At 36.6% G+C, this 20916-nt stretch carries 18 protein-coding genes; 9 read left to right on the plus strand and 9 right to left on the minus strand.

Translation table 11 applies throughout. The annotated features are described in order from the left end of the window. Positions 1-6: 6 nt before the first annotated feature. A complete protein-coding gene (locus NMK93_RS10060; RefSeq protein WP_254527078.1) occupies positions 7-2205 on the minus strand; it encodes a bifunctional alpha,alpha-trehalose-phosphate synthase (UDP-forming)/trehalose-phosphatase in 2199 nt (732 codons plus the stop codon). A 620-nt stretch (positions 2206-2825) separates the two neighbouring features. Between NMK93_RS10060 and NMK93_RS10065 the strand changes: the two genes are divergently transcribed. The 5 genes from NMK93_RS10065 to NMK93_RS10085 all read left to right on the plus strand — a co-directional run bounded on the left by NMK93_RS10065 (position 2826) and on the right by NMK93_RS10085 (position 8643). After that, positions 2826-3764, plus strand: coding sequence for an AraC family transcriptional regulator (locus NMK93_RS10065; protein ID WP_254527080.1), 939 nt, complete (start codon positions 2826-2828; stop codon positions 3762-3764). A 3-nt stretch (positions 3765-3767) separates the two neighbouring features. Then, positions 3768-4859 carry a helix-turn-helix domain-containing protein gene (locus NMK93_RS10070; RefSeq protein ID WP_254527086.1) on the plus strand — a complete coding sequence of 364 codons (1092 nt, stop codon included), beginning with the start codon at positions 3768-3770 and terminating at the stop codon, positions 4857-4859. Between the two features lies 1 nt (position 4860). Next, positions 4861-6393, plus strand: a complete 1533-nt coding sequence (locus tag NMK93_RS10075; RefSeq protein WP_254527088.1) for an AraC family transcriptional regulator — start codon at positions 4861-4863, stop codon at positions 6391-6393. Between the two features lie 855 nt (positions 6394-7248). Then, positions 7249-8181: a HEAT repeat domain-containing protein gene (locus NMK93_RS10080; protein WP_185214413.1), complete on the plus strand. Its 933-nt coding sequence runs from the start codon at positions 7249-7251 to the stop codon at positions 8179-8181. A 60-nt stretch (positions 8182-8241) separates the two neighbouring features. Next, entirely contained in the window at positions 8242-8643 is a 402-nt protein-coding gene (locus NMK93_RS10085; RefSeq protein WP_185214414.1) for a hypothetical protein, read from the plus strand. 68 nt (positions 8644-8711) lie between these two features. On the opposite strand, the gene NMK93_RS10090 is transcribed toward NMK93_RS10085, so the two are convergent. The 3 genes from NMK93_RS10090 to NMK93_RS10100 form a co-directional block, all read right to left on the minus strand. Next, positions 8712-9239, minus strand: coding sequence for a DinB family protein (locus tag NMK93_RS10090; RefSeq protein ID WP_254527090.1), 528 nt, complete (start codon positions 9237-9239; stop codon positions 8712-8714). A gap of 10 nt (positions 9240-9249) precedes the next feature. After that, positions 9250-9588: a hypothetical protein gene (locus NMK93_RS10095; RefSeq protein ID WP_254527092.1), complete on the minus strand. Its 339-nt coding sequence runs from the start codon at positions 9586-9588 to the stop codon at positions 9250-9252. Between the two features lie 641 nt (positions 9589-10229). Then, complete coding sequence (locus tag NMK93_RS10100) at positions 10230-10976, minus strand: head GIN domain-containing protein (protein ID WP_254527094.1); 747 nt, start codon at positions 10974-10976, stop codon at positions 10230-10232. 179 nt (positions 10977-11155) lie between these two features. Between NMK93_RS10100 and NMK93_RS10105 the strand changes: the two genes are divergently transcribed. From NMK93_RS10105 to NMK93_RS10120, 4 genes are all read left to right on the plus strand, one after another. Beyond that, the gene (locus NMK93_RS10105; RefSeq protein ID WP_185214417.1) at positions 11156-11716 is read left to right on the plus strand and encodes a Crp/Fnr family transcriptional regulator; all 561 of its coding nucleotides are present in this window, start codon (positions 11156-11158) and stop codon (positions 11714-11716) included. Between the two features lie 179 nt (positions 11717-11895). After that, on the plus strand, positions 11896-13287 hold the full coding sequence (locus NMK93_RS10110; RefSeq protein ID WP_254527100.1) for a TolC family protein: 1392 nt from the start codon (positions 11896-11898) through the stop codon (positions 13285-13287). 2 nt (positions 13288-13289) lie between these two features. Further along, complete coding sequence (locus NMK93_RS10115; RefSeq protein ID WP_185214418.1) at positions 13290-14255, plus strand: HlyD family secretion protein; 966 nt, start codon at positions 13290-13292, stop codon at positions 14253-14255. Between the two features lie 5 nt (positions 14256-14260). Continuing rightward, positions 14261-15451 carry an ABC transporter permease gene (locus NMK93_RS10120; RefSeq protein ID WP_254527101.1) on the plus strand — a complete coding sequence of 397 codons (1191 nt, stop codon included), beginning with the start codon at positions 14261-14263 and terminating at the stop codon, positions 15449-15451. A 238-nt stretch (positions 15452-15689) separates the two neighbouring features. Here NMK93_RS10120 and NMK93_RS10125 read toward each other — a convergent pair whose 3' ends face one another. From NMK93_RS10125 to NMK93_RS10145, 5 genes are all read right to left on the minus strand, one after another. Then, entirely contained in the window at positions 15690-16316 is a 627-nt protein-coding gene (locus NMK93_RS10125) for a hypothetical protein (protein WP_185214420.1), read from the minus strand. 45 nt (positions 16317-16361) lie between these two features. Beyond that, a complete protein-coding gene (gene lpxB, locus NMK93_RS10130; protein ID WP_254527102.1) occupies positions 16362-17480 on the minus strand; it encodes a lipid-A-disaccharide synthase in 1119 nt (372 codons plus the stop codon). Between the two features lie 129 nt (positions 17481-17609). Then, positions 17610-18812: a porin gene (locus NMK93_RS10135; RefSeq protein ID WP_254527103.1), complete on the minus strand. Its 1203-nt coding sequence runs from the start codon at positions 18810-18812 to the stop codon at positions 17610-17612. A 1-nt stretch (position 18813) separates the two neighbouring features. Next, the gene (locus NMK93_RS10140) at positions 18814-19887 is read right to left on the minus strand and encodes an agmatine/peptidylarginine deiminase (RefSeq protein WP_185214423.1); all 1074 of its coding nucleotides are present in this window, start codon (positions 19885-19887) and stop codon (positions 18814-18816) included. A gap of 73 nt (positions 19888-19960) precedes the next feature. Further along, entirely contained in the window at positions 19961-20836 is an 876-nt protein-coding gene (locus NMK93_RS10145; protein WP_185216259.1) for a carbon-nitrogen hydrolase, read from the minus strand. Positions 20837-20916 lie beyond the last annotated feature (80 nt).

The raw sequence follows: 20916 nt of genomic DNA on the forward strand, positions 1-20916 counted from the left end.
ATCTTTTTATTTTTCTAAAGAAGCCAATAACTGTAAGACTTCTTTATTATTTTCAACGTAATACTTCGCGTGAGATTGTTTGTCACCCACTTTAATTGTAATGCTATGCTCAGGTAAGGCAATAAACATATCCTCATCAGTAGCATCATCACCGATACATAAAATAAAGTCAGGGTCAATTTCATTTGCAAGGTTTATGGCCGCTTTTCCTTTGTTCACAAGTTTATTCTTGATTTCAATGACACGATCACCATTGATTAGCTGAAGGTCCAAAACTTGGTTCAAATGCCTCAATTCCTGTAAAAGCTCCTGTGCCTGTCTTAGTCCAAAGGCCCGTTCTACCTTCCTGTAATGCCATGCCAAGGAATGGGATTTTTCTTCAATTGAAGATCCAGGGGTCCTGTCTGTAAACCTTTGTAAGATTTGATTGACTTCTGTTTTCCAACTATTGCTCAGCCCTGGAACTAAATGCCATTCATGGTTGGGATAATTACTCCAGATCCCATGTTCTGCAATTAAGTAATATGGTCGGCTCCCAAACCAATTTTCTAAATTGCTATATTTCCGACCCGAAATTATGGTGACCAAGTTCCGTGGGTCATTGCTTAATTTGTCCAATACTGCATATACCTCCGTAGTGGGAACCGCTTTATCTGCATTCTTGTTGAATCCAACTAAAGTCCCATCGTAATCAAGAAGGATTAATCGTTTTTTACTTGCATTGTAACCCGATTTAATATCATTCTCAACCTTTTCACGAACCTTCCGGGCTAATTCATGCCTTTGCTCATTCTTGATTTCTTCTAAACGCTGCATAAAGAGGTTGACCCAGTGATGAACCGTGAATTTTGAAACAATGGCTTGGCTAGCATGCATCCTTTCATCTTTTTCTTCATCTTCCATGCTAATGGCATCATAAAGTGTTCTGCTGGTCCGATGCACTGCATATGGATTAATGACTAATGCATCCGATAGCTCTTTGGAGGCACCAGCGAATTCACTGATCACCAAAACCCCTTTTGTTTCCTGCTTACTTGCGATATATTCTTTCGCAACCAAGTTCATGCCATCGTACAGAGAGGTTACCCAACATACATCTGCCGCTACATATAATGCTGAAAGTGCATGGAATGGCAATGAATTATAGAAATAGGCAATTGGTTGCCAGCCTGGCTTCCCATAAACGGCATTGATGTTTCCAACCTTTCTGTCGATTTCATTCCTTAGTTTTTTATATTGATTGACTTGGTCCCGAGAAGGAACTATGAGCATATATAATAAAATTTGTCCATGTAACTCCGGATGGTCATTTAATAGAATTTCGAAGGCTGTCAATCGCTGTAAGATTCCTTTACTGTAATCCAGGCGATCTACAGATAGGATTAGTTTTTGATTGTGGTACAGTTCTTTCAGATGCTTGCTATATTCTTTCGTCTCTGTATCTAGGGCTTGGCTTTTATACTTTTCATAATCAATGCCCATTGGAAATACGTCGACCAATTCCTTTCTTCCATTTATTTTCAGGGAGTTGATATTGTTTTGGAGGTTTAAAACACCAGAACAGGAGTCCAAGAAATTATCCACGTTTTCATAGGTATGAAAACCGATCAGGTCTGCACCCAGAAGTCCTTCCAATAGTTCATCTCGCCATGGTAGCATCTTAAATAACTCGATAGGAGGAAAGGGGATATGGTGAAAATATCCAATGCTGCAGGATTCCTTAAGTTCCCTAATATAATTAGGTACTAGCATTAATTGATAATCATGGACCCAAACACGCGTATTTTGTTCTATAAAAGGCAATGCTGCTTCGGCAAATTTTTTATTTACTTCCACATAACTTAGCCAAAACTCTTGTTTCAACTCCACATAGCTTGGTCTATAGTGGCATAATGGCCAAAGAATGGCATTCGAAAAACCCTCATAGTAACCTTTGATCTCTTTTTCTGTGAGAAATATAGGGATGAGGTTCAGCTTTTTAAGCTCCTGCCTGATCAATTCTTCTTCTTTTTCATTTTTGGGGATAATCCCTGGCCAGCCAATCCACCAAGATCCATTTTCTTTATAAAAGGATCCCAGGCCAGTGGCTAATCCTCCTTCGCTGGGAGTGAACTTGAGTTTTGATTTTTTTCGTTCAATTTTTACTGGCAGGCGATTCGATATAATGAGAGTGCCCGAATCGGGTATATCTAGATTTTGTAACATATGTAATTGTAATACAATCTAAAGCCTAAATAGTTTGAATTAATGTTTAAACATTGATAAACAGCTCACTAAACCATTCCTGCCAATTTAATTTAACTTTAAAATTTGGTAATAATAATTTCATAAATCTCAACAAATTATTATATATTGTATTGAATATCTTTGAAATAGAAAAAAAATTAAGTAAAAGGGCCTGTGATTTGTTTAATTGTCATTTGCCACTTAAGTTAACCAATGAACAAGATTGATATCAGAAAACATATAGATGTTTAAACGCTGATAATTATTTTATTTTTCCTTTACATAAATAAAGGTCGTTTTTAAGCGAAGCCAATTTATATATTTTAACTATTTCTAATTATTTAAATCACTCAAAAACATTAACTAAATTCTAAGTACAGAAAATAGACTATTTCTTTAAAAAAAGGGCCTCTGGGTTCATTTTATAGATGTATGAATATTTAGATATATTTGCTGAAATAGAAGCAACCGTACCTGATATTGAATCTGTTGCTATGTGAATTGTTCAATTATTAACAGTGTTATCTAAGAGGTAGAGGCTAAGTCTACCATTTAATTTCTTACAGCTGAATAATCTGGTATTATTTAGTAAATAGTATATGAAGAAGAACCTATTTGAGATTTTATTAACCATGTTCTGTATTGGTTTAATAATCCAAATCCTAATGATGATGGAAAGTATTGAATTTCCAATATCCTTAATATTTGGGCCTCTTCTATATTTAGCCTATTTAGATCAACTTGATGTAAATATAACCTTAAGCAGAGCACTGCCTCATATTATTCCATTTACCATTGTTGCTGCCATTTTCTTTCTGGTAAAACCTTCCATTCCATCTATCTATCAACATGTTTATTTCATTTCGACGTTGATTTCGATGTTTACATATCCTTCCATTGTTATCTTTTCCAAGAAAAAAGAAAGTCTGTTTTTAAATGAAAGGAATCTGATTCTACTTGAGATACTAGCCTTACTGGGCTTTGCCATATTTTTCTTCATCAATATTATCTACATCAACCATTTATCTAACAACTTCTCCAACAGACATGCTCAATTAGTTATTGTTGCCATCCTATTGGTAAATGTGGCCGTTTTGACTTGGTTTCTTGTCAGCAATAGATTTCTGAGCAGTAGTCAAGAAAAACAACAAGCATTATCACTTGCATCTGTATATGATTTTAATATTAAGGACCAAGAATTACATCTGATCAAAAACAAGATTGCCCAGAGCATGGAACTGGAACACTTATATCTTGATGCCCATTTAACCTTGGACCGATTAAGCAAACAAACTTCTATTGATAAGGAAAAGATTGAATATTATTTAGAGATGATCCTGGATTCCAATTTTGAAGATTGGTTGGCGTCTTATCGAGTCCAACATGCTGTCAACTTAATCCATGCAGATTCTGGAAATTTAAAACTTGAATTCTTGGCGGATTTAAGTGGTTTCGATTCCAGAACTACTTTTAATAAATATTTCAAATTATATGTTGGAGAATCTCCATCTAATTATAGGAATAAATTAATTAAATAGCATATGTTGATTTTTTTCATCTACTCAGCAATTATCGTCATATGCCTCCTCAGCTATCAGATATACAGCAACCTTCCCCAAAAAGGTCTGTTTGAGAAAATCCTGTCTTTGCTGATCATTACCCTTTTGATCCATACTGTTTTTGCCGCCCTTTTCCGTGATATCATTCCAGGTTATAAATATGTGGACTTAGGAGCACCATTTGGCCTACTCTATGGACCTTTCCTATATTTTGGATATCTGGCATTTAAATATAAAAGGGTAACTGGAAAAACTATCCTAATCCATGGTTTTCCTTTTTTGATAATGTCCGTCATTTTTATCATTTTTTTATCCAGTGAATTTATTCGATTCCAATACGGTAAATTGTATTATGTTGTTCTTTACAGCATGTTCGGTTTATCCTGGATCTTATATCCAATTTCAGTATTGTTGAAAGGTAATATATCTGATTTCTTACAACTTGACACCAAAAGGCTTTACTATTACTTTATCATACTTCTATTGGTATTAGCGGCATTTATTATCCCCACCATCATGTCAAGCTTCATTGATAAATTTGATGTGGGCAAACCTGTTTCAGGAGTTACCGTGTATTTTATCATGATGATAGGGGTTAGTATGATTTACAATTATTTATTCCGAACCTTGGTTTCTCAGGTTCGGCCTCAAGGATTTCCATTGTCAAATCACAGTTTCAAGAAAAATGAAACACCGGAGTATTCATTAAAGGTCAATCAAAACGTAAAAGAATCACCATATAAAGAGAAGATCCTACAATACCTAGAAGAGAAAAGATATTTAAGTCCAGAATTTAATATTGATGTTATGGCCAGAGATTTGAAAATCTCTCGACCTTTGATTTCCCAATTTTTTAAAGATTATTTTAATCAAAATGCTTTGAAAACTATTAATGCCCTCCGTGTCGAGGAAGTGTGTAAAGAGTTGAGCAAAGAAGATTTTGATATAAATATAGATGAACTGGCATTACGCTGCGGGTTTAGTTCAAGGGCTTCATTCTATAGGAATTTTAACCTAGAAAAGAAATGTACACCTATTGAATATAGAGAAATGGTTATTCCAAATTTGAATTAATATGGGATGCATTAGGATTTTGAGCTATTTATTGCTGTGGATACTTCCTTTTCAGGTTTATTCCCAAAGGACGGTGTTTGAGAAAAGGTATGCTGCAGTTCGTTCCGAATTTCTTGCCAATAATTATGAAGAAGCCCTTCGCGTTGCGGATTCATTGGAACAAATTTCAACATCGGAAACTTCTAAAATCCGATCAAAATCTCTTTTAGCTTTAGTTCATCAAAGCATTGGAACCTATTCTATAGCAATTAATTATGCTAAACAAGCAGATCGGCTTTCTGACCTTATAGGTCTTTCGGATTTTGAAGCCAGCAGCGCATTAGTTCTTGCATCAATATACAGAGATATTGGTATACATGAAGAAGTCAGCCGATATATCCATAGAGCCAAGGCCAATATTAAATCTGTTAATGATAGCCTGGTCAGGAACCAGCTCGATATTTGGGTCCTTCAAGAAGAAGCCTATCAATACATAAATCAGAAAAGGTATGTTGATGCCTTAGAATGTATGAATTTAGCCGTTAACAAAAAAGGTTATATTGACTTTAACAACCCTCGATCCTTATTAATTAGATCCAAAAACTATTTAATAATTGCGCAATGTTACATGGAGATGGGTAATTATGAGGAAAGCCTAACGTACCTTAAAATGGTCATGGATGAAGTTTATGGCTTCGAACATATCATTAAGGCTTTTACCTATCAATTCCTGGCTGACAGCTATTTTCATTTGGGTCAACAGGAAAACGCCAGGAAGTATTTAGATCTCGTAATTCCTTATGTAAATGGGTCTAATAACCTCTACCTTAAGAAAGAATACTACTTTTTAGAAGCAAAATATCAAAGAAATATCGACAGGAATGATCTAGCTATACAATTTGTGGACAAATTCAACCAAATCGAAGAACAAAAAAGAAATAGCGCGGAGATCATTAGCAATAACCTGATTAAGGAAAACTTACAGGAAATTAAATCCCTAAAAAGAAATAATGTCATTCTGGTTTGGTCGATTGTTATCAGTATATGTGTATTTATTCTCTTTTATATGATCAAGGTAAAACCTAAATCAAATAAAAATGAAAATATTTATGCAGGTTTGGCTCCTTTGGCTGAAATTTCCAACCCGAGCAAACCTCATACGAAGGATCTGCATACTAATTTAGAGGTACAGATATCCCTGGAAACCGAAACGAGACTGGTCAAGAAGCTTAATGATCTGGAAGATGACCATTTTTTCTTGAACAAGAATATTACTTTAGGCTGGTTGAGCAATAAACTGAACAGCAATCAGAAGTATATATCCTATGTAATACGAAAATATAAGAATCAACATTTCAATGATTATATATTGAATTTGAGGATCCAATATATAGTTCAGCAATTAGAGTCCAACAAGGCTCTATTGGACTATAAACTGTCTTACCTTGCGGATATGGCTGGGTTTACATCACATAGTAAATTCACACTAGCCTTTAAATCCGTAATGGATACTACACCATCCTTATTTATTGAGGAGTTAAAACAGAAGCACTAAAATAGTTCATTGTTATTTTCTTAAAACAGCTTGTGCAAGCAGGTGAATGAATAACTTCACATTTAATTTATAGGTTAATATTATCAAATAAAAGGGGTTAGGGGGGTGGACATTCCTTAATTTTAACAGGTATTCATCTACCATTTTCACCTAATTTCTTCTACAGATCTCTTCCAATCTAAAAATCAACCAAAATATTGCAGCTCTTTAGACTAAATTTTTGCTAAAATCAACTAATTATAGCTGTTTATAACAGATAAATCAAGGATACATGGTTAAATATTCCTTGATAATGATCATAAATTGTCCAAAAGGGCGTATGTCCACCTCCATTTAAGTCTAATAATTTGCTGGAAATATTGTGCAAATTTTCAATTTCCTGAAAATCAACAATTAATATAATCAAATCAAATAGAGGCTTATAATAAATTGACAAACAGATTGTTATATAGTTTTAAGACATGTCTTATTATTGCAATTAGACAATTAAAATGTTTTATGGGACATACTTTTTTGGGGACTAGATGTAATTTTGATTAATCACAAACGAGGAATTAACTAACATGAAAAATGCAGGCTAATTCCGCTATTAATACGCCAACTAACTATTAATAACAAATATTAAAGAATATGTATCTAGGTTATTACCTTCAATTTTATCTGTTATATGTACAGGCAAAATTATGGAGTTATCCTTCCTTAACAAGGTTAACAATTGTAATCTTCGTATCCATAATCTTAGTTCTGATTATTAATCAATTGAGAAACCTGTTTTTCGAGGCAAAATATAATCAGGATGATCAAACATTTAGACCCTTTAAAGAGAGACTGGAGAGTTCTATCAATGATATCCTCATGAATAGAAATAATCTCTCGGAACAGAATGTCTTAAATGAATTTGAATCGATCTATAATATAAAAGGATCCAGAAGAGGCTTAAAGTTCCTATCCAAGTTATTGATCCAAGCCAACCTAAAATCTAAAATTGGAAAGGTCGCTTTTAATGATAATAACTATAATATCATTTTGAACACCTACGGACTCATTAATTTCTGGGAATTAGAACTTGTATCCAATAATCTGAATAGAATTTTTAAGGCAAAAAAGAATCTGGATGACCTGAAGAGCAATTATCAGCAACAGATCCTTCATATTTCAGCGCATAACCTCCCGAACAGGTTAAATAATAAAGGGCCGCAAAAGATTTCGAAAACTGAGAATCACGAACCCTATAAATTCTTGGACGAAAGTTTTATCAATGAATTTAATCCGCTGGATGAAATTCTCGTTCACCAATTTTTAATGGTGAAAGCTGATGCAGGCCGTTTACCGCTCTTGAGCAGATGGGTGAGGAACTCGACGAATACAGCTTTCAGGATTTTTATGATTAAAGAAATTTCATTTTTTAATCAACGTGGCTGTGGAGCTATATTAGCCAGTTTGCTGCATAATGAACCCTGTAATGATATCCGCTTGGCCATTATTGAAACATTGATCTGTTTAAAGCACAAACAGAGTGAATCACATATCATCGCCTGTTACCATTCCAGCAACAAAAAGGTGAAAAAAGCCATTATTAGGGCCGTTACTGAGTTTAAAACAAAATTTGGACTGGAGTTCCTGAATGAAATTTTCTTTGAATCCAAAGACAGTGCGCTAAAGGAAGAGTTAATCCAAGCCATGAAAATCATTAGAAATCACCGTGATACCGAAACTCAGGAAAAAACAACAACGGACACATTCTTTGAAGAAGCTCTAACGAAACAAATAAACTACCAAATAGGGTAAATCACCATATTAATAACAAACCGAATAACTATCAAATTAATTAACACTATCTATTCTATTATGATTGACAACGTTCCAACTATCAAAAAGGAGTATATGAACCCAGACACGGAGAATAAGATTCTGGCAGCACTTACTCAATGGGAAGCACAGGAATCATATTTAAATCCTTCTTGTTCTATAACCACTGCGTCCAAGGAGATAGGATGTAATTCTAAATATCTTTCCTTCGTAGTAAATAAAAACAAGAAAATTGATTTCCCAAATTATGTAAATAATTTAAGACTGGATTTCTTGAACAATTATTTAAGAACAGTGGAAGAGGCTAGAAATTTTAAATTAACGTATTTAGCTGCACTCTCAGGCTTCTCATCCTATGGAAAATTTGCTAAGAGCATTAAAGATCGAACTGGATTCAATCCAACCCAGTTTATCGTTTTCTTTGATGAAAAGATCGCTTAATTAGCAAAAGTTAATCCTAAAGTCAAGATCATTGGCTTTAGGATTTCCTTTATGAGTATGGCTTATGCCTATGCAGTGTGGTCCATATGATGTAATAAATTCAGGGTGACCAATAGTTGTCCATAATGTCTTTGTGCATGCTCTGCAGCATGGAACAGGAGACCGATTTGCGTTGTAGGTATCTTTTTTCTACCCAAGAACCGTTCTTCGGTTAGGCTGTCCGGATTGATGCGCTTTAATGCCGCTATAAAAACTTCAACAGTCCTTTCCAAATTACCCTTTAAGTCTTCCAAACATAGGTTGTCATTTCGTTGCCCCTCTTGACTGAGAGAATCAAATTGCTCTTCATTTAAGGATTCCCCCCGCGAATAGGTCATCAATCGATCTATTACTCCGGCTATATGCTGTAAATGAAATGCAATTGATGCCATGCCATATGGCTTGATCCATAATTGTTTTTCATATTTGTCTGAGTTAATTTTTTGGATATCTTCATTGACCTGCAATATGGCATGTGCGACAGGTTGAAGCAAAGCTGGAACTTGAGGGATTGGACCTCGCATCCATACTTCTGGTTGTTTTTCTTCTGCGTCCATCTTAATTAAATTAGTTTTGACTGATTGATTTATCACCAAAAGTGACCATTACCATGCCCACAATGATGATCAATGACCCCAATATCTGCATCCAACTTAATGATTGCTTGAACCATAACGCCATGGCCAATTGCACGGTTAAAAAGGTTCCGCCTGAACAAAGAGCTATTACTATAGGCTGTGGAACGGTTTTGAATAATTGGACCAAAAACCAGGAAGCAGAAAGTAGGATGATGTTCCCACCGATCAATGCCATCCACTGATATTTCGGTTGAATACCTCCATATTTGAAAATAATACTTGAACTGATCTGGCAGAGCCAAAATCCAATAAAGAAGAGAGCTTTCATAAGGGTAATTTTACAACCTGAATTTAGAATATATTTTATGAAAATTAAAGCTTAGGATAGAATAGAAACTCAATTTTTTAAATCTGGGAAAAGGGGCTAAGGTAGGGCTACATTATTTCTATGGCTCCCGTATCGGTGGAAAGGATACAGGAGCTCAATAGAAATAGTAGTAAAGAGATTATGGAGATTCTTTGTGGACTTTATCTAAAGTCAAATAATGCCTATCAATAATTATTTAGAATGATTATAAATAACACTACAAACTTTACCCTTTCTCAGGACAGTTCAAAATAATTTTATAACGTAAAAGGAAAAATTAGGGACGCTATCCGAAAAAAAACAATCAGCCAAAAGAGCAATCTTGATTCTGCAGGATCAGTGAGGAATCTGTATGGTTCTGCCCCTCATGACCTTGTCATTCTCAATCGAAGATTGAGGACCTGTACGCTATTGCCATCCGTAATTGATTATGTCTGTAAAATTCTGAGACACTTCCATTCTCAGGACGGCAGTAAGGGAGTAAAATGATAACTTTCCTATAGAAAGGAAACAGTTCGTTCGCTCTGCTAGCAAAGACATGGATTTAAACAAAAAAGGAGCTAAGTTTTAATTTAGCTCCTTTGATTCATTCTTAAAATACTTTATAGCTGGCTAACCGAACCACCTGATGAATGATTGACTGATTTAGACTTTGGATTACCAGAATATTCGACTTTTGCACCAGATGAAACATTTGCGTTTAATTCATTCGATACATTGATTTTCAATCCGGCACCTGAACTACCATTAACCGTTAAATTTGTGGTTTTCAAGTTCTGTAAAAATGCTTTACCATTTGAGGACATATTTACAGTGGTCTGTTTGGCCAAACCAGATAAGGTCAATTCTCCAGAACTGGAAGCATTGATTGCCAATTTCTCGGTCTTTAATTCCCCTGACATTTTACCGGCAGAACTTAGGTTTATTTCCGATGAGGTAGCTTCAACCTTTCCAGTTTTCAATTTTCCCGCAGAGGAAAGGTCTGCATTGAAATTATTGACACTTATTGGATCTAAAATCTCTAATGATCCTGATGAACTGATTGCTATCGAATTAATGGTAGAGTTGCTGTACACAGTAACTTTCAATGAATTAGCATTTCTGATATTACTGCCTCTTTTTACCTGGATCTTTAAATTGCCACCCTTGACCTCAGTTACAATTTTATTTAATAGATCTTGTCTTGAAACATCGACTACCACTTCATTTTTAGAGGACTTGATAAACTTAGCTTGAATACCTGAAGCAACCGAAATCCCTGAAATATTACCGATTTTTCTAGTTTCATGATGCTGCGCATGCGCCATTGTAATAAAGGCTAACATGATGACTGTTAGTGTAATTTTCATTTTTTATAATTGATTAGTTTAAAGCTGCAATATCCAACAGCTTTCTAGCCATAAATGTAATTAATTTTTTATAAAATATCTTTTTGAATGGACCCCTTTAACCAAAAAAATAATGCATAATTCATTTGTTTAGGCCAATTAAAAACAATATTTTCAATGTTTATCAGCAGAAATTTCCGATGACCCTATTAAAATATTTTAAGGAACTTTACCATATCAATGATGAGCTCGAACAATTCTTTGATTCTATTATTGAAATCAAGGAATATGCTAAAGGGGATGTAATCTTTGAGCCTGATACTTACTTAAGATATATTTATTTTATCGAATCTGGATTTACCAGGATTTACTATTATAAAAACAAAAGAGAAATAACACATTATTTCTTTGGTCCAAATACCTTTGGAACCGGTATTGAAAGTGTCTTTTATAAAAAGCCATCTCTTTTTGGCTTTCAGGCATTGGCTCCTTCCAAGGTCTGTTTGATTCCGTTTGCTGCAATTGAAGAACTTTCTAATACAGATATTACTGTCAATAAGATTATTCAGAAAGTCCTTTTAGACTCCCTGATAAACTTTTCCAATAGGTTTTACAAAACGCAGTTTGAAACTGCGCATGAGCGTTATAATGCGCTGATTGAGGAAAATCCGGAGTTATTCCAAAATGCGTCTTTAGGTCACATCGCATCATACCTTGGCATTTCCCAACAGACACTATCGGTAATACGAGGGATCAAATAGTAATTTTTCTATATAAGCCTGCAGCTAATTTTATCTTCCTTACTCAATAAGATCATTTTAATGGTATTTATTATGGATTGAATTTTAGATTAATGTTCTTTTTTAAGATATCTGAAATTTATTCATCTAAAACACTTGCATCTTTGTCTTGTTAAAAGATTAAGTCAAACTGATTCAAAATGGATTTTAAAATTAATAAAACCTTATCAAGCTTAGCTTTCGTGTTGCTTACAACCATGACTGCTTATGGGCAAGAGGGGCTGGAAGCTTTCAAAGCACCTGTTGAGAAGGCGGTTAATTATAATAAATCACTGATCAATGCCAACCTTGAAAATCAAAAGGTAGCATTGGACCGTGAAAACGTAAAAGGAAAGTTGTTGCCAACCGTTTCTGCAAACGCAATGTATGGTTATCTGAACAGCAACATAGATGTGGATCTTCCTTCTAAAACCTTGCCTTTGCTAGGTACCAGCATTTTTGATGGTTCTCAACGCATGAACTTATCTACTCAAATTGGAATGGCTGGTGTAACAGCTACTCAGGTAATTTTCAGTGGTCTACAGATCACAAACGGACAAAAGGCATTGGAACAGAAGTTTAAAGCACAACAATTGATGACTGAAGCTGGTTATGATGAATTGGCTCAAGAAGTGTTGCACAGTTTTGACCAATTAATGCTACTGAAAGAAGTCGACCTGTTGATTATCGACTCTGAAAAAAGATTGAATAAGGAGCATGTCAAAGTGGTGAAAGGAATTGAAAACGGCTTTGCAATCCCATATGATCGCGATAAGATTAAATTGGCGATGTTGGAATTGGAAAGTAAAAAAGCAGAGGTGCAAAGTAATAGGGAGCTCCTGTACTTCAAGCTACAGGAACTGACAGGGATGGATATCAATGAGTTGGAAGCTGTTAATTACCAACTTCAAGAAATCAATCTGGAAATGGAATCGGCTAAACAGATGAACAGAAAGGAGCTTCAAGCACTGGAAGCCTCCCAGAAAGCCTATGAATTTGTGTTGAAAAAAGAAAAAGGCGCAAAGCTTCCGCAGGTATTTGCATTTGGAAATGTCTCCTATTTCAATGCTTTTGGTACAAATGCTACCCTGAAAGATCTACCTCATTTGGGTGATTTAAAATTAGAGGCCAATCATTTAAGGATGGCACCCAATTTTGCTTTGGGGGTAGGGGTCAAATGGACCATATTTGAAGGAAAGGCCCATAAAACTGCCATAGATAAGGCTAGATTGGATATTCAGATCAATGAAAACAAACTTGCTGACACCAAGGAGAAGCTATCCCTATTGCAGCGAAAAACTGAAGTAGATTATAATTTGGCCATGAAAAAAATAAGCGTAAGCAACCAACAGGTTGAAATTGCCAAGAACAATCTACACTTAGCTTCTAGACAGTTTGAAGAAGGCTTGGCGGATGTGACAGAAAGGTTGGAAGCAGAAAATGAATTTTACAAACAGTCATTGGGCTTTTACAACCAAGTCTTAAATCAGCGCTTGGCAGCATCGGAGTTATTAAAAGCAAACGGAAACTTATACCAAACCATCACTAGATAATCATGAAAAACATTATATACACAATAGCAGGCATTATTCTTTTACAAAGTTGTTCTGGGGACAATGCTAAAAAGGAACCAAAATTAGAAGGAAAAATTGAGCGTGATCAGATCGCGGTGACCACAAAAATCCCGGGAAAGATCCAGAAGATTTTAGTGGAGGTAGGAGAGTCCGTCCACAAAGGGGATACCTTGATCGTACTGGAGTTACCTGAAGTAGATGCGAAATCAATTCAAGCTGAAGGGGCATTAGCTGCCGCTCAGGCTCAATACGAAATGGCTGTGAAGGGTGCAACTGATGGACAGTTGAAGCAACTGCATGCCAAGGTAGATGGCCTCAAGGAACAATTTGATTTTGCTCAGAAATCCCTGGACCGCATGAACAACCTCCTCAAGGATTCATTGATCGCCCAACAGAAATATGATGAAGTCTATGCAAAATATCAAGGTGCAAAGAATCAATACCTTGCTGCTCAGGCTGAATTAGCAGATGTACAACATGGTGCCCGTATAGAGCAACAAAGAATGGCCTTAGGTCAGAAAGAGCGTGCCCTAGGTGCTGTGGACGAAGTGAAAGTTGCCGGCAAGGAAAGGTATATTCTAGCACCTCAGGATATGACTGTAGAAAACATCAATTTGCAGGTAGGTGAACTTGCCTTAGCAGGATACAGCTTGGTTTCGGGATACATCAATGATGCCACTTTTTTTAGGGTAACCATTCCTGAAAGCAAAGTGAAAGACTTTACAAAAGGACAAGAGAAAATCCTGACCGTTCCATATTTGGACAATAAGGAAATCAAGGCAAAAGTGGAAACCATAAAACCATTGAGTTCTTATGCAAATATCTCCACGGCATACCCTGATTTTGAAGAACAGGAGACCTTGTTTGAAATCCATTTAAAACCAGTGGACAAACAGGAATCTAAGGATCTATTAACTAAAGCGACTTTCTTAGTCAAACAAAACTAATTAGCATGAAGAATTTTTGGAGTTTAATAATAAGAGAATTCAAGCTTTTCTTTCAGAATAAAGTATTGCTTGTGCTTTTCCTTGGTGCTCCTGTGCTATATGGTGTTTTGGTTGGCGGAGTATATAAGAAGGGTAAAGTGACAAACTTACCCATCATAGTGGTGGATGAAGACAGAAGCCCATTGAGTAGACAGTTGATCGATATGTTTGAGGAAAATGAAGTCATTTATGTGGCAAAGGTTCTCAACGATCCTTTCAAGGCTAAAGATGAAGCCATGAAAACGGAATCAACCGTAGTCGTTCAGATCCCTCGTAATTTTTCGTCCGACATTAATTATAATCGAAGTACGGAACTGACCTTGTTTGTCAATGCCTCCAACACCTTGACTTCCAATTACGCCATGATGGCCGTGAATGTTGCTGCATCAACCTTAAAAGCAGGTATACAGATCAAAGCACAGCAGAAGAAAGGTGTACCTGAATTTGTTGCCAGCAAACAGTTTGAACCCTTTAAGATTACCATGATCAAGCAAAATATCCGCAGTGGTAACTACCTGTATTTTATGTTGCCGGGAGTGCTGTTAACGGTTTTGCAACAGGTCATGATGCTTGGACTGGCATTGAGTTTTGCCTCAGAATTTGAAAAAGGCACGTTCAACGAATTGGTCAACAGATCTAAAAACGTATTTGTACTGATCCTGGTGAAAATTTTGCCTTACATCTTAATGTCCTTCCTGATCTTTGGACTGTACTATGCTTATTCGATTTGGTATAGGATGCCATTAGAACTCGATGGCTGGACTTTCTTTGGTTCAACCATGTTATTCCTCTTGGCAGTAAGCTTCATCGGTGTGCTGGTCAGTATTGCTATTCCAAGTCAGTTGAAGGCTACCGAGATCCTGATGGTCATTGCGACCCCAAGTTTTATCTTGAGTGGTTTTACATGGCCATTGAGCCAAATGCCTGATTGGGTGGTAGGCATTGCGAAAATGATTCCATTGACCCATTATTTACAGATTTTCCGTACCTTAATGATCGAAAAAGGTACATCTGCTTATCTGCATGGCCCGATTTTAGGATTAGCCATTATTGCAGTAGTTACCTTTATAGCTTCAATAATTCTCTTGCAGTTGAAGATCAATAAGGCTAAAAAAGAAAATAAAACAAAAGAAAATACGCAACATGCAATAGGGTAGAGCCCATTCAATTTTTTTCTTTTAAGAATAACAACTGATAAAATTGTATAGCTCCTTCTGACCTTATTCGAGACACATTCCGAAATTTCCGAATATGTCTCGAATAAGGTCAAAACATGGTTCGAATAATTTGAACTCAATATCAAAAATAAAGGGTAATAAAAAACGATCAGATGCTTACACCTGATCGTTTTTTTTATGCTCCGAAAATAGCGCGGACTAACATTTTATTCTGTTATTATTCCTTTGCTTTTATTTCCACTGATCCTTCTCTACCAGGAGAACCAGAGTAAATCTGTCCTTGCGGCATTCCTCTTAACCCAGGGTAGGACATAGAGATACGGCTGTATATCTGGCCAATCTCACTTGTTGGATTAACCCTAAGACCACCTTCCTTAATGTCAACAAATAGGTAGTTGTTTCCTTTTTTATCCTTGGTTTGTGGATTGACTCCTGTTGGATCATAGGTGATACTCACTTTTCCACCGTTGCCATTTGGGAATGTCTTGGTACCGTTGAAAGCATCTAGACCTCTAGCAATTATGAATAGGGATCCCAATTTTTTAAAATTGACGTCCATATCAATATTGGTTGCATTGTTCTTGCTGTCTTGCCCGGTAATCACCACATTTTTACCGATTTCAGCATATCCAATTTCGAGTTTTACATCCTTTTTGGCATAGAACTCTATTTTGGATTTATCTTTCATGATCAAGGTATCTATTTTCAAGATCATGGAAGAGTCTCCTCTGCTGAAAACTTTTTTGTCTTTTTTTCCAAGCTCTAGGCGTGGAATATGTTGAACTTCTTGCGCATATGTAAAGAAGCTTCCTAAAATAAACGCTAAACTTAATATGTATTTCATTTCATTATCCTCCTGTATATTAGGACAATATTATTGGAAAAAAGTTTAATTTTCAGCCTTCATATATTCCACTATCAATTTAGCGGTTTTTTCGGAGGCACCTGGAGTTCCCATTTTCTCCATAAGGACATCATAATTTTCTAATACACTGGCCCGATGCTCAGGGTTAGATATCAATAAACCAAGTTCATCCGAAATATTAGACGTGGTACAATCTTTCTGGATCAATTCGATTACGGAAAGATAATCGTTGATCAGATTTACCAATGAGATAAACCGAACTTTAATGACCTGTCTAGCAATCATGACCGAGATAGGATTTGCTTTATAAACGACTACCTGGGGCACCCTTAGGAGTGCGGTTTCCAATGTCGCTGTACCACTGGTCACCACTGCTGCCTCAGCATGCTTTAGAAGGTCATAGGTTTGATCAAATATGACTGGGATAGGATAATCGCCAATATACCTTTGGTAGAGGCTCAGGTCAATGTTAGGGGCTCCGGCGATGACCAATTGATGCGCAGGAAAACGATTGTACAAATCTACCATTTCAGGAAGAAGATGCTCGATTTCCATTTTTCTGCTTCCCGGCAATAAGGCAATGATCGGACTTTTGTCCAAGCCATTTTTTTCTCGGAAATCAGGTTGGAACTTATAGGCAGAAATTGCATCCAATAAGGGATTGCCTACATAGTCCACATCATATCTGAATTCTTTATAGAACTTGACCTCAAAAGGAAGGATACAGAACATATGGTCCACTACTTTTTTGATCTTGTAAACGCGTTTCTGATTCCAGGCCCAAATTTTAGGCGAAATATAATAGTTTACGGGAATTCCGAGCTTCTTGGCGAATTCCGCTATTTTCATATTGAAGCCAGGGAAATCAATCAAGATCAGGCAATCAGGTTTGACCTTTTGTATATCTTCCTTTACTTTTTTAAGGTTCCTGGAAATGCTACGAAGGTTCATTAAAACCTCCACGAAACCCATAAATGCCATTTCAGAGGTATGGATCAGGACAGGGACTTCAGCAGCCTCTTGCATCTGATCGCCACCAACAATATGGAATTCAGCTTCGGGGTCTTCTTTTTTTAATGCTTTGATCAGGTTTGCACCATGCAGATCGCCTGATGTTTCACCGGCTATTAAGTAATATTTCATTGCAACAATTAATCTTTAAAGATAAGGATTCTTATAACCATGATGCAATAAAAGGGGAAAATCCATAGGATTAAATGACAAAGGCCGCAAAATTACTTGCAGCCTTTGGATATGAGGTGTTGGAAAGTATTAGATTCCCAATTCAACTTGGAACATGGCGCCCCAAGAGCTTTTGTCATTACTGTTGTTGAAATGGCCATCTTTGAAGGTATAATTACCATTCAATTGGAATTTCAAGCGGTGGGCTTTCATATATTTGGTAAGGCCTAACTCCACCACTTCGGTTTGTCTTTCAAATGCCTTGATTTCACTATCCGGCTGAACTAAGGTGTATCTACCAGCTATTTCATAGCCATGGTTCATAAGATAGGACATTTGTTGGTTTATACCCCATCCTTTATACGCGACAGTTTCCTGTGGCTTTTCTTCATCTGTGATGTTAAATGGATTATCTACATCACGACGCATGTATTCAGCTTGGTATGCAAAACCACTGTATTTAAACATCGCATCTGCAAATGTGGTTTTGAAAGTAAAAGGATTTTGTACGAACCTACCTAACTGACCACCTTCTCTTTTGGTTCTATCGTTATAACTGTATCCAGCACCAATAGATACTTTTGGTGTTTCTTCTCGTTCTAAGTCACCTTCTTGGTAATCATTTTCATTGGTAAATTTACCCAAAGGTAGGAATTCAACACGACCGGTATATGCTAAACCTGGATCGGTTGAAGCTGCAGCACGACCTTCACCTGTTGAGATAGCGGCTTTTGCGTTGAATGGCATATTCCCGATTTTCTTACTCAAATTCAGGGAAATACCAAAGTCACGGTCTAAGGTAAAGTTGTCATTTACCAAGGAACGATCGGCGAACTGCAATTGCCCTGAGGAATTTACACGTTGGCGGTTACCCGGTAATTTATTCTGTCCAAAAGAAATATAGAAATCATCTGAAAAGTTATAGAACATCACCGCGTCCCTTACGATATTTGCTACCTTGGTATCATCGTAATCTTGGTCACTGCGGGTAAAGGCCAATTGTACCGAATAGGAAATCTTTGGGGTATAGATGTATCCATCCATACGCATACGCAGTCTTCTGATCCTGGCATCGAATTTACCATCGTCAATATCATTCAGTTCCTGTTTGAAACCTAATCGGTTTTGCATTCTAAAACGAAAGTTGATATAGAACAAAGAGTCATTCGATTTATACTGAATACCTTTGAAATTCAATATCGTTGCACGGTCATCTCTTTCTTGAGCCTGAGCCATACATAGGCCTAAAAAGATGAATGCTGAGGTTAATAAGAGCTGTTTTAGGTTTTTCATATTATATTGAAGGTTCTTGTTGACTTAAACAGTGAAAACTTCCCAATCCCCAAATAATATCTACAGAATCGATTCCGATTACTTTTCTATCAGGGAAGACACTTTGAATAATTTCTAAGGCTTTTTGATCATTTTTATCATTAAAAACAGGTACAATAACCACTTTGTTTGCAATGTAAAAGTTTGCGTATGAAGCAGGTAGCCTTTGCTCATCGTATTCTACCGGTCTTGGCATCGGCAACTCAATTACATTTAGAGAGCGACCATCCAAAAGCTTCATGCCTTTTAAGTTGTCTAGGTTCTCCTGTAATAAAGCATAGTTTTCGTCCGATTTATCCTCCTCAACGACCGTTAGAACGGTGTCCTCTGAAACAAATCTCGTAATATCGTCGATATGCCCATCCGTATCATCGCCAACAATTCCGTCACCTAACCAAAGGACTTGGTCTTGGCCATAGTAATCCTTCAAATAAGTTTCAATTTGCTCTTTATTGAGATGCGGGTTCCTGTTTTCGTTCAATAGGCAAGCGGTAGTGGTCAAGATAGTTCCTTTACCATTAAATTCTACAGATCCACCTTCCATAACGATTGGCGGAGTAAATAGTTTAAGGTTGAATTCTTTTGCGATCCTTGTAGGAACTACATCATCTAGGTCAAATGGTGGGTATTTTCCGCCCCAAGCATTGTATCCCCAATCTACGATAGCTTTTTCGCCAGTTTCGCGATTGATTACAAAGGCAGGGCCATGGTCACGGCACCAGGCATCATTGGTCGGGTTGAAATAGAAACTGATGTTTTCCATTTTAGCACCCGATTTTTCAATATGGCCGAGAGCAAATGCTTTCATTTCTTCATCAGCAACATTGATGCGGACAAGTTGATCCTCGGCAACCAGTTTAATAAACTGGCAATATGGTTCGTAAATGGTTTCTATTTTTCCTGGCCAAGATTCTTCCTTATGTGGCCAACTTAACCAAAGTGCATCCTGTTTTTCCCATTCTGCAGGAAAAACAAAGCCTTGAGCTTTGGGAGTATCTTGAAATGAATATAAATCTGAATTGATATGCGCTGTCATAATAAAGTAGCGTAAAAAAACTATGTTTCGTGGTACAAAACATAGTTCTTATTATATTTTAAATTAAAGCTTATTAATCTTCGTCAATAAACCTTTTGGTAATTGGGCTATAGGTTTCAATACGTCTATCACGTAGGAAAGGCCAGTGTTTGCGGAAATAATCGGATTGATTTAAATCGATTTCCACTACTTCCACTTCTTCTTTATCATGGGAGGCTAAGTACAATAATTTACCCTGTGCATTGGCAGCAAAACTACCGCCCCAGAATTTCATGGCACCATCTTGTTCAAAGCCAACGCGGTTTACCGATACTACCGGTACTCCATTTGCAACTGCATGGGAGCGTTGGATAGTTTGCCAAGCATTGTATTGGTCTTGATTGGTTTCCTCGTCTTGATCAGTCGCCCATCCGATAGCAGTAGGGTAGAACATGATTTCAGCACCCATAAGGGCAGTGATCCTAGAAGCTTCAGGGTACCATTGATCCCAACAGATCAATACACCAATCTTACCAAATTTTGTATTGAATACTTTATAACCTAGATCACCTGGGGTGAAATAGAATTTTTCGTAGAATGCGGGATCATCAGGGATATGCATCTTGCGGTATTTACCCAGGTAAGAACCGTCTGCATCTAAGATAGCTGTGGTATTATGATATAATCCTTGCGCTCTTTTTTCGAATAGAGAAGCAATAATTACTACTCCTAACTCTTTAGCCACTGCAGAAAGGGCATCTGTAGAAGGTCCAGGGATTGCTTCTGCTAAATCAAAATTATCGTAATCTTCCACATCGCAGAAATACAAAGAAGTAAATAACTCTTGTAAACATACAATTTGTGCACCTTTGGCAGCAGCTTCACGAACTTTCTCAATAGCTTTGTTTAGGTTCGTTTGTTTGTCTTTTACACAAGACATTTGAACCATACCAACTTTTACTTTACTCATTTTTTAATAATATATTGGACTTAGCGCAAAGATACTATAATTTCATGGCTTAAAGTCAAATTTGGGCTTTGGATATGTAG

The sequence above is a fragment of the Sphingobacterium sp. LZ7M1 genome (assembly GCF_024296865.1).
Lineage (GTDB): Bacteria > Bacteroidota > Bacteroidia > Sphingobacteriales > Sphingobacteriaceae > Sphingobacterium.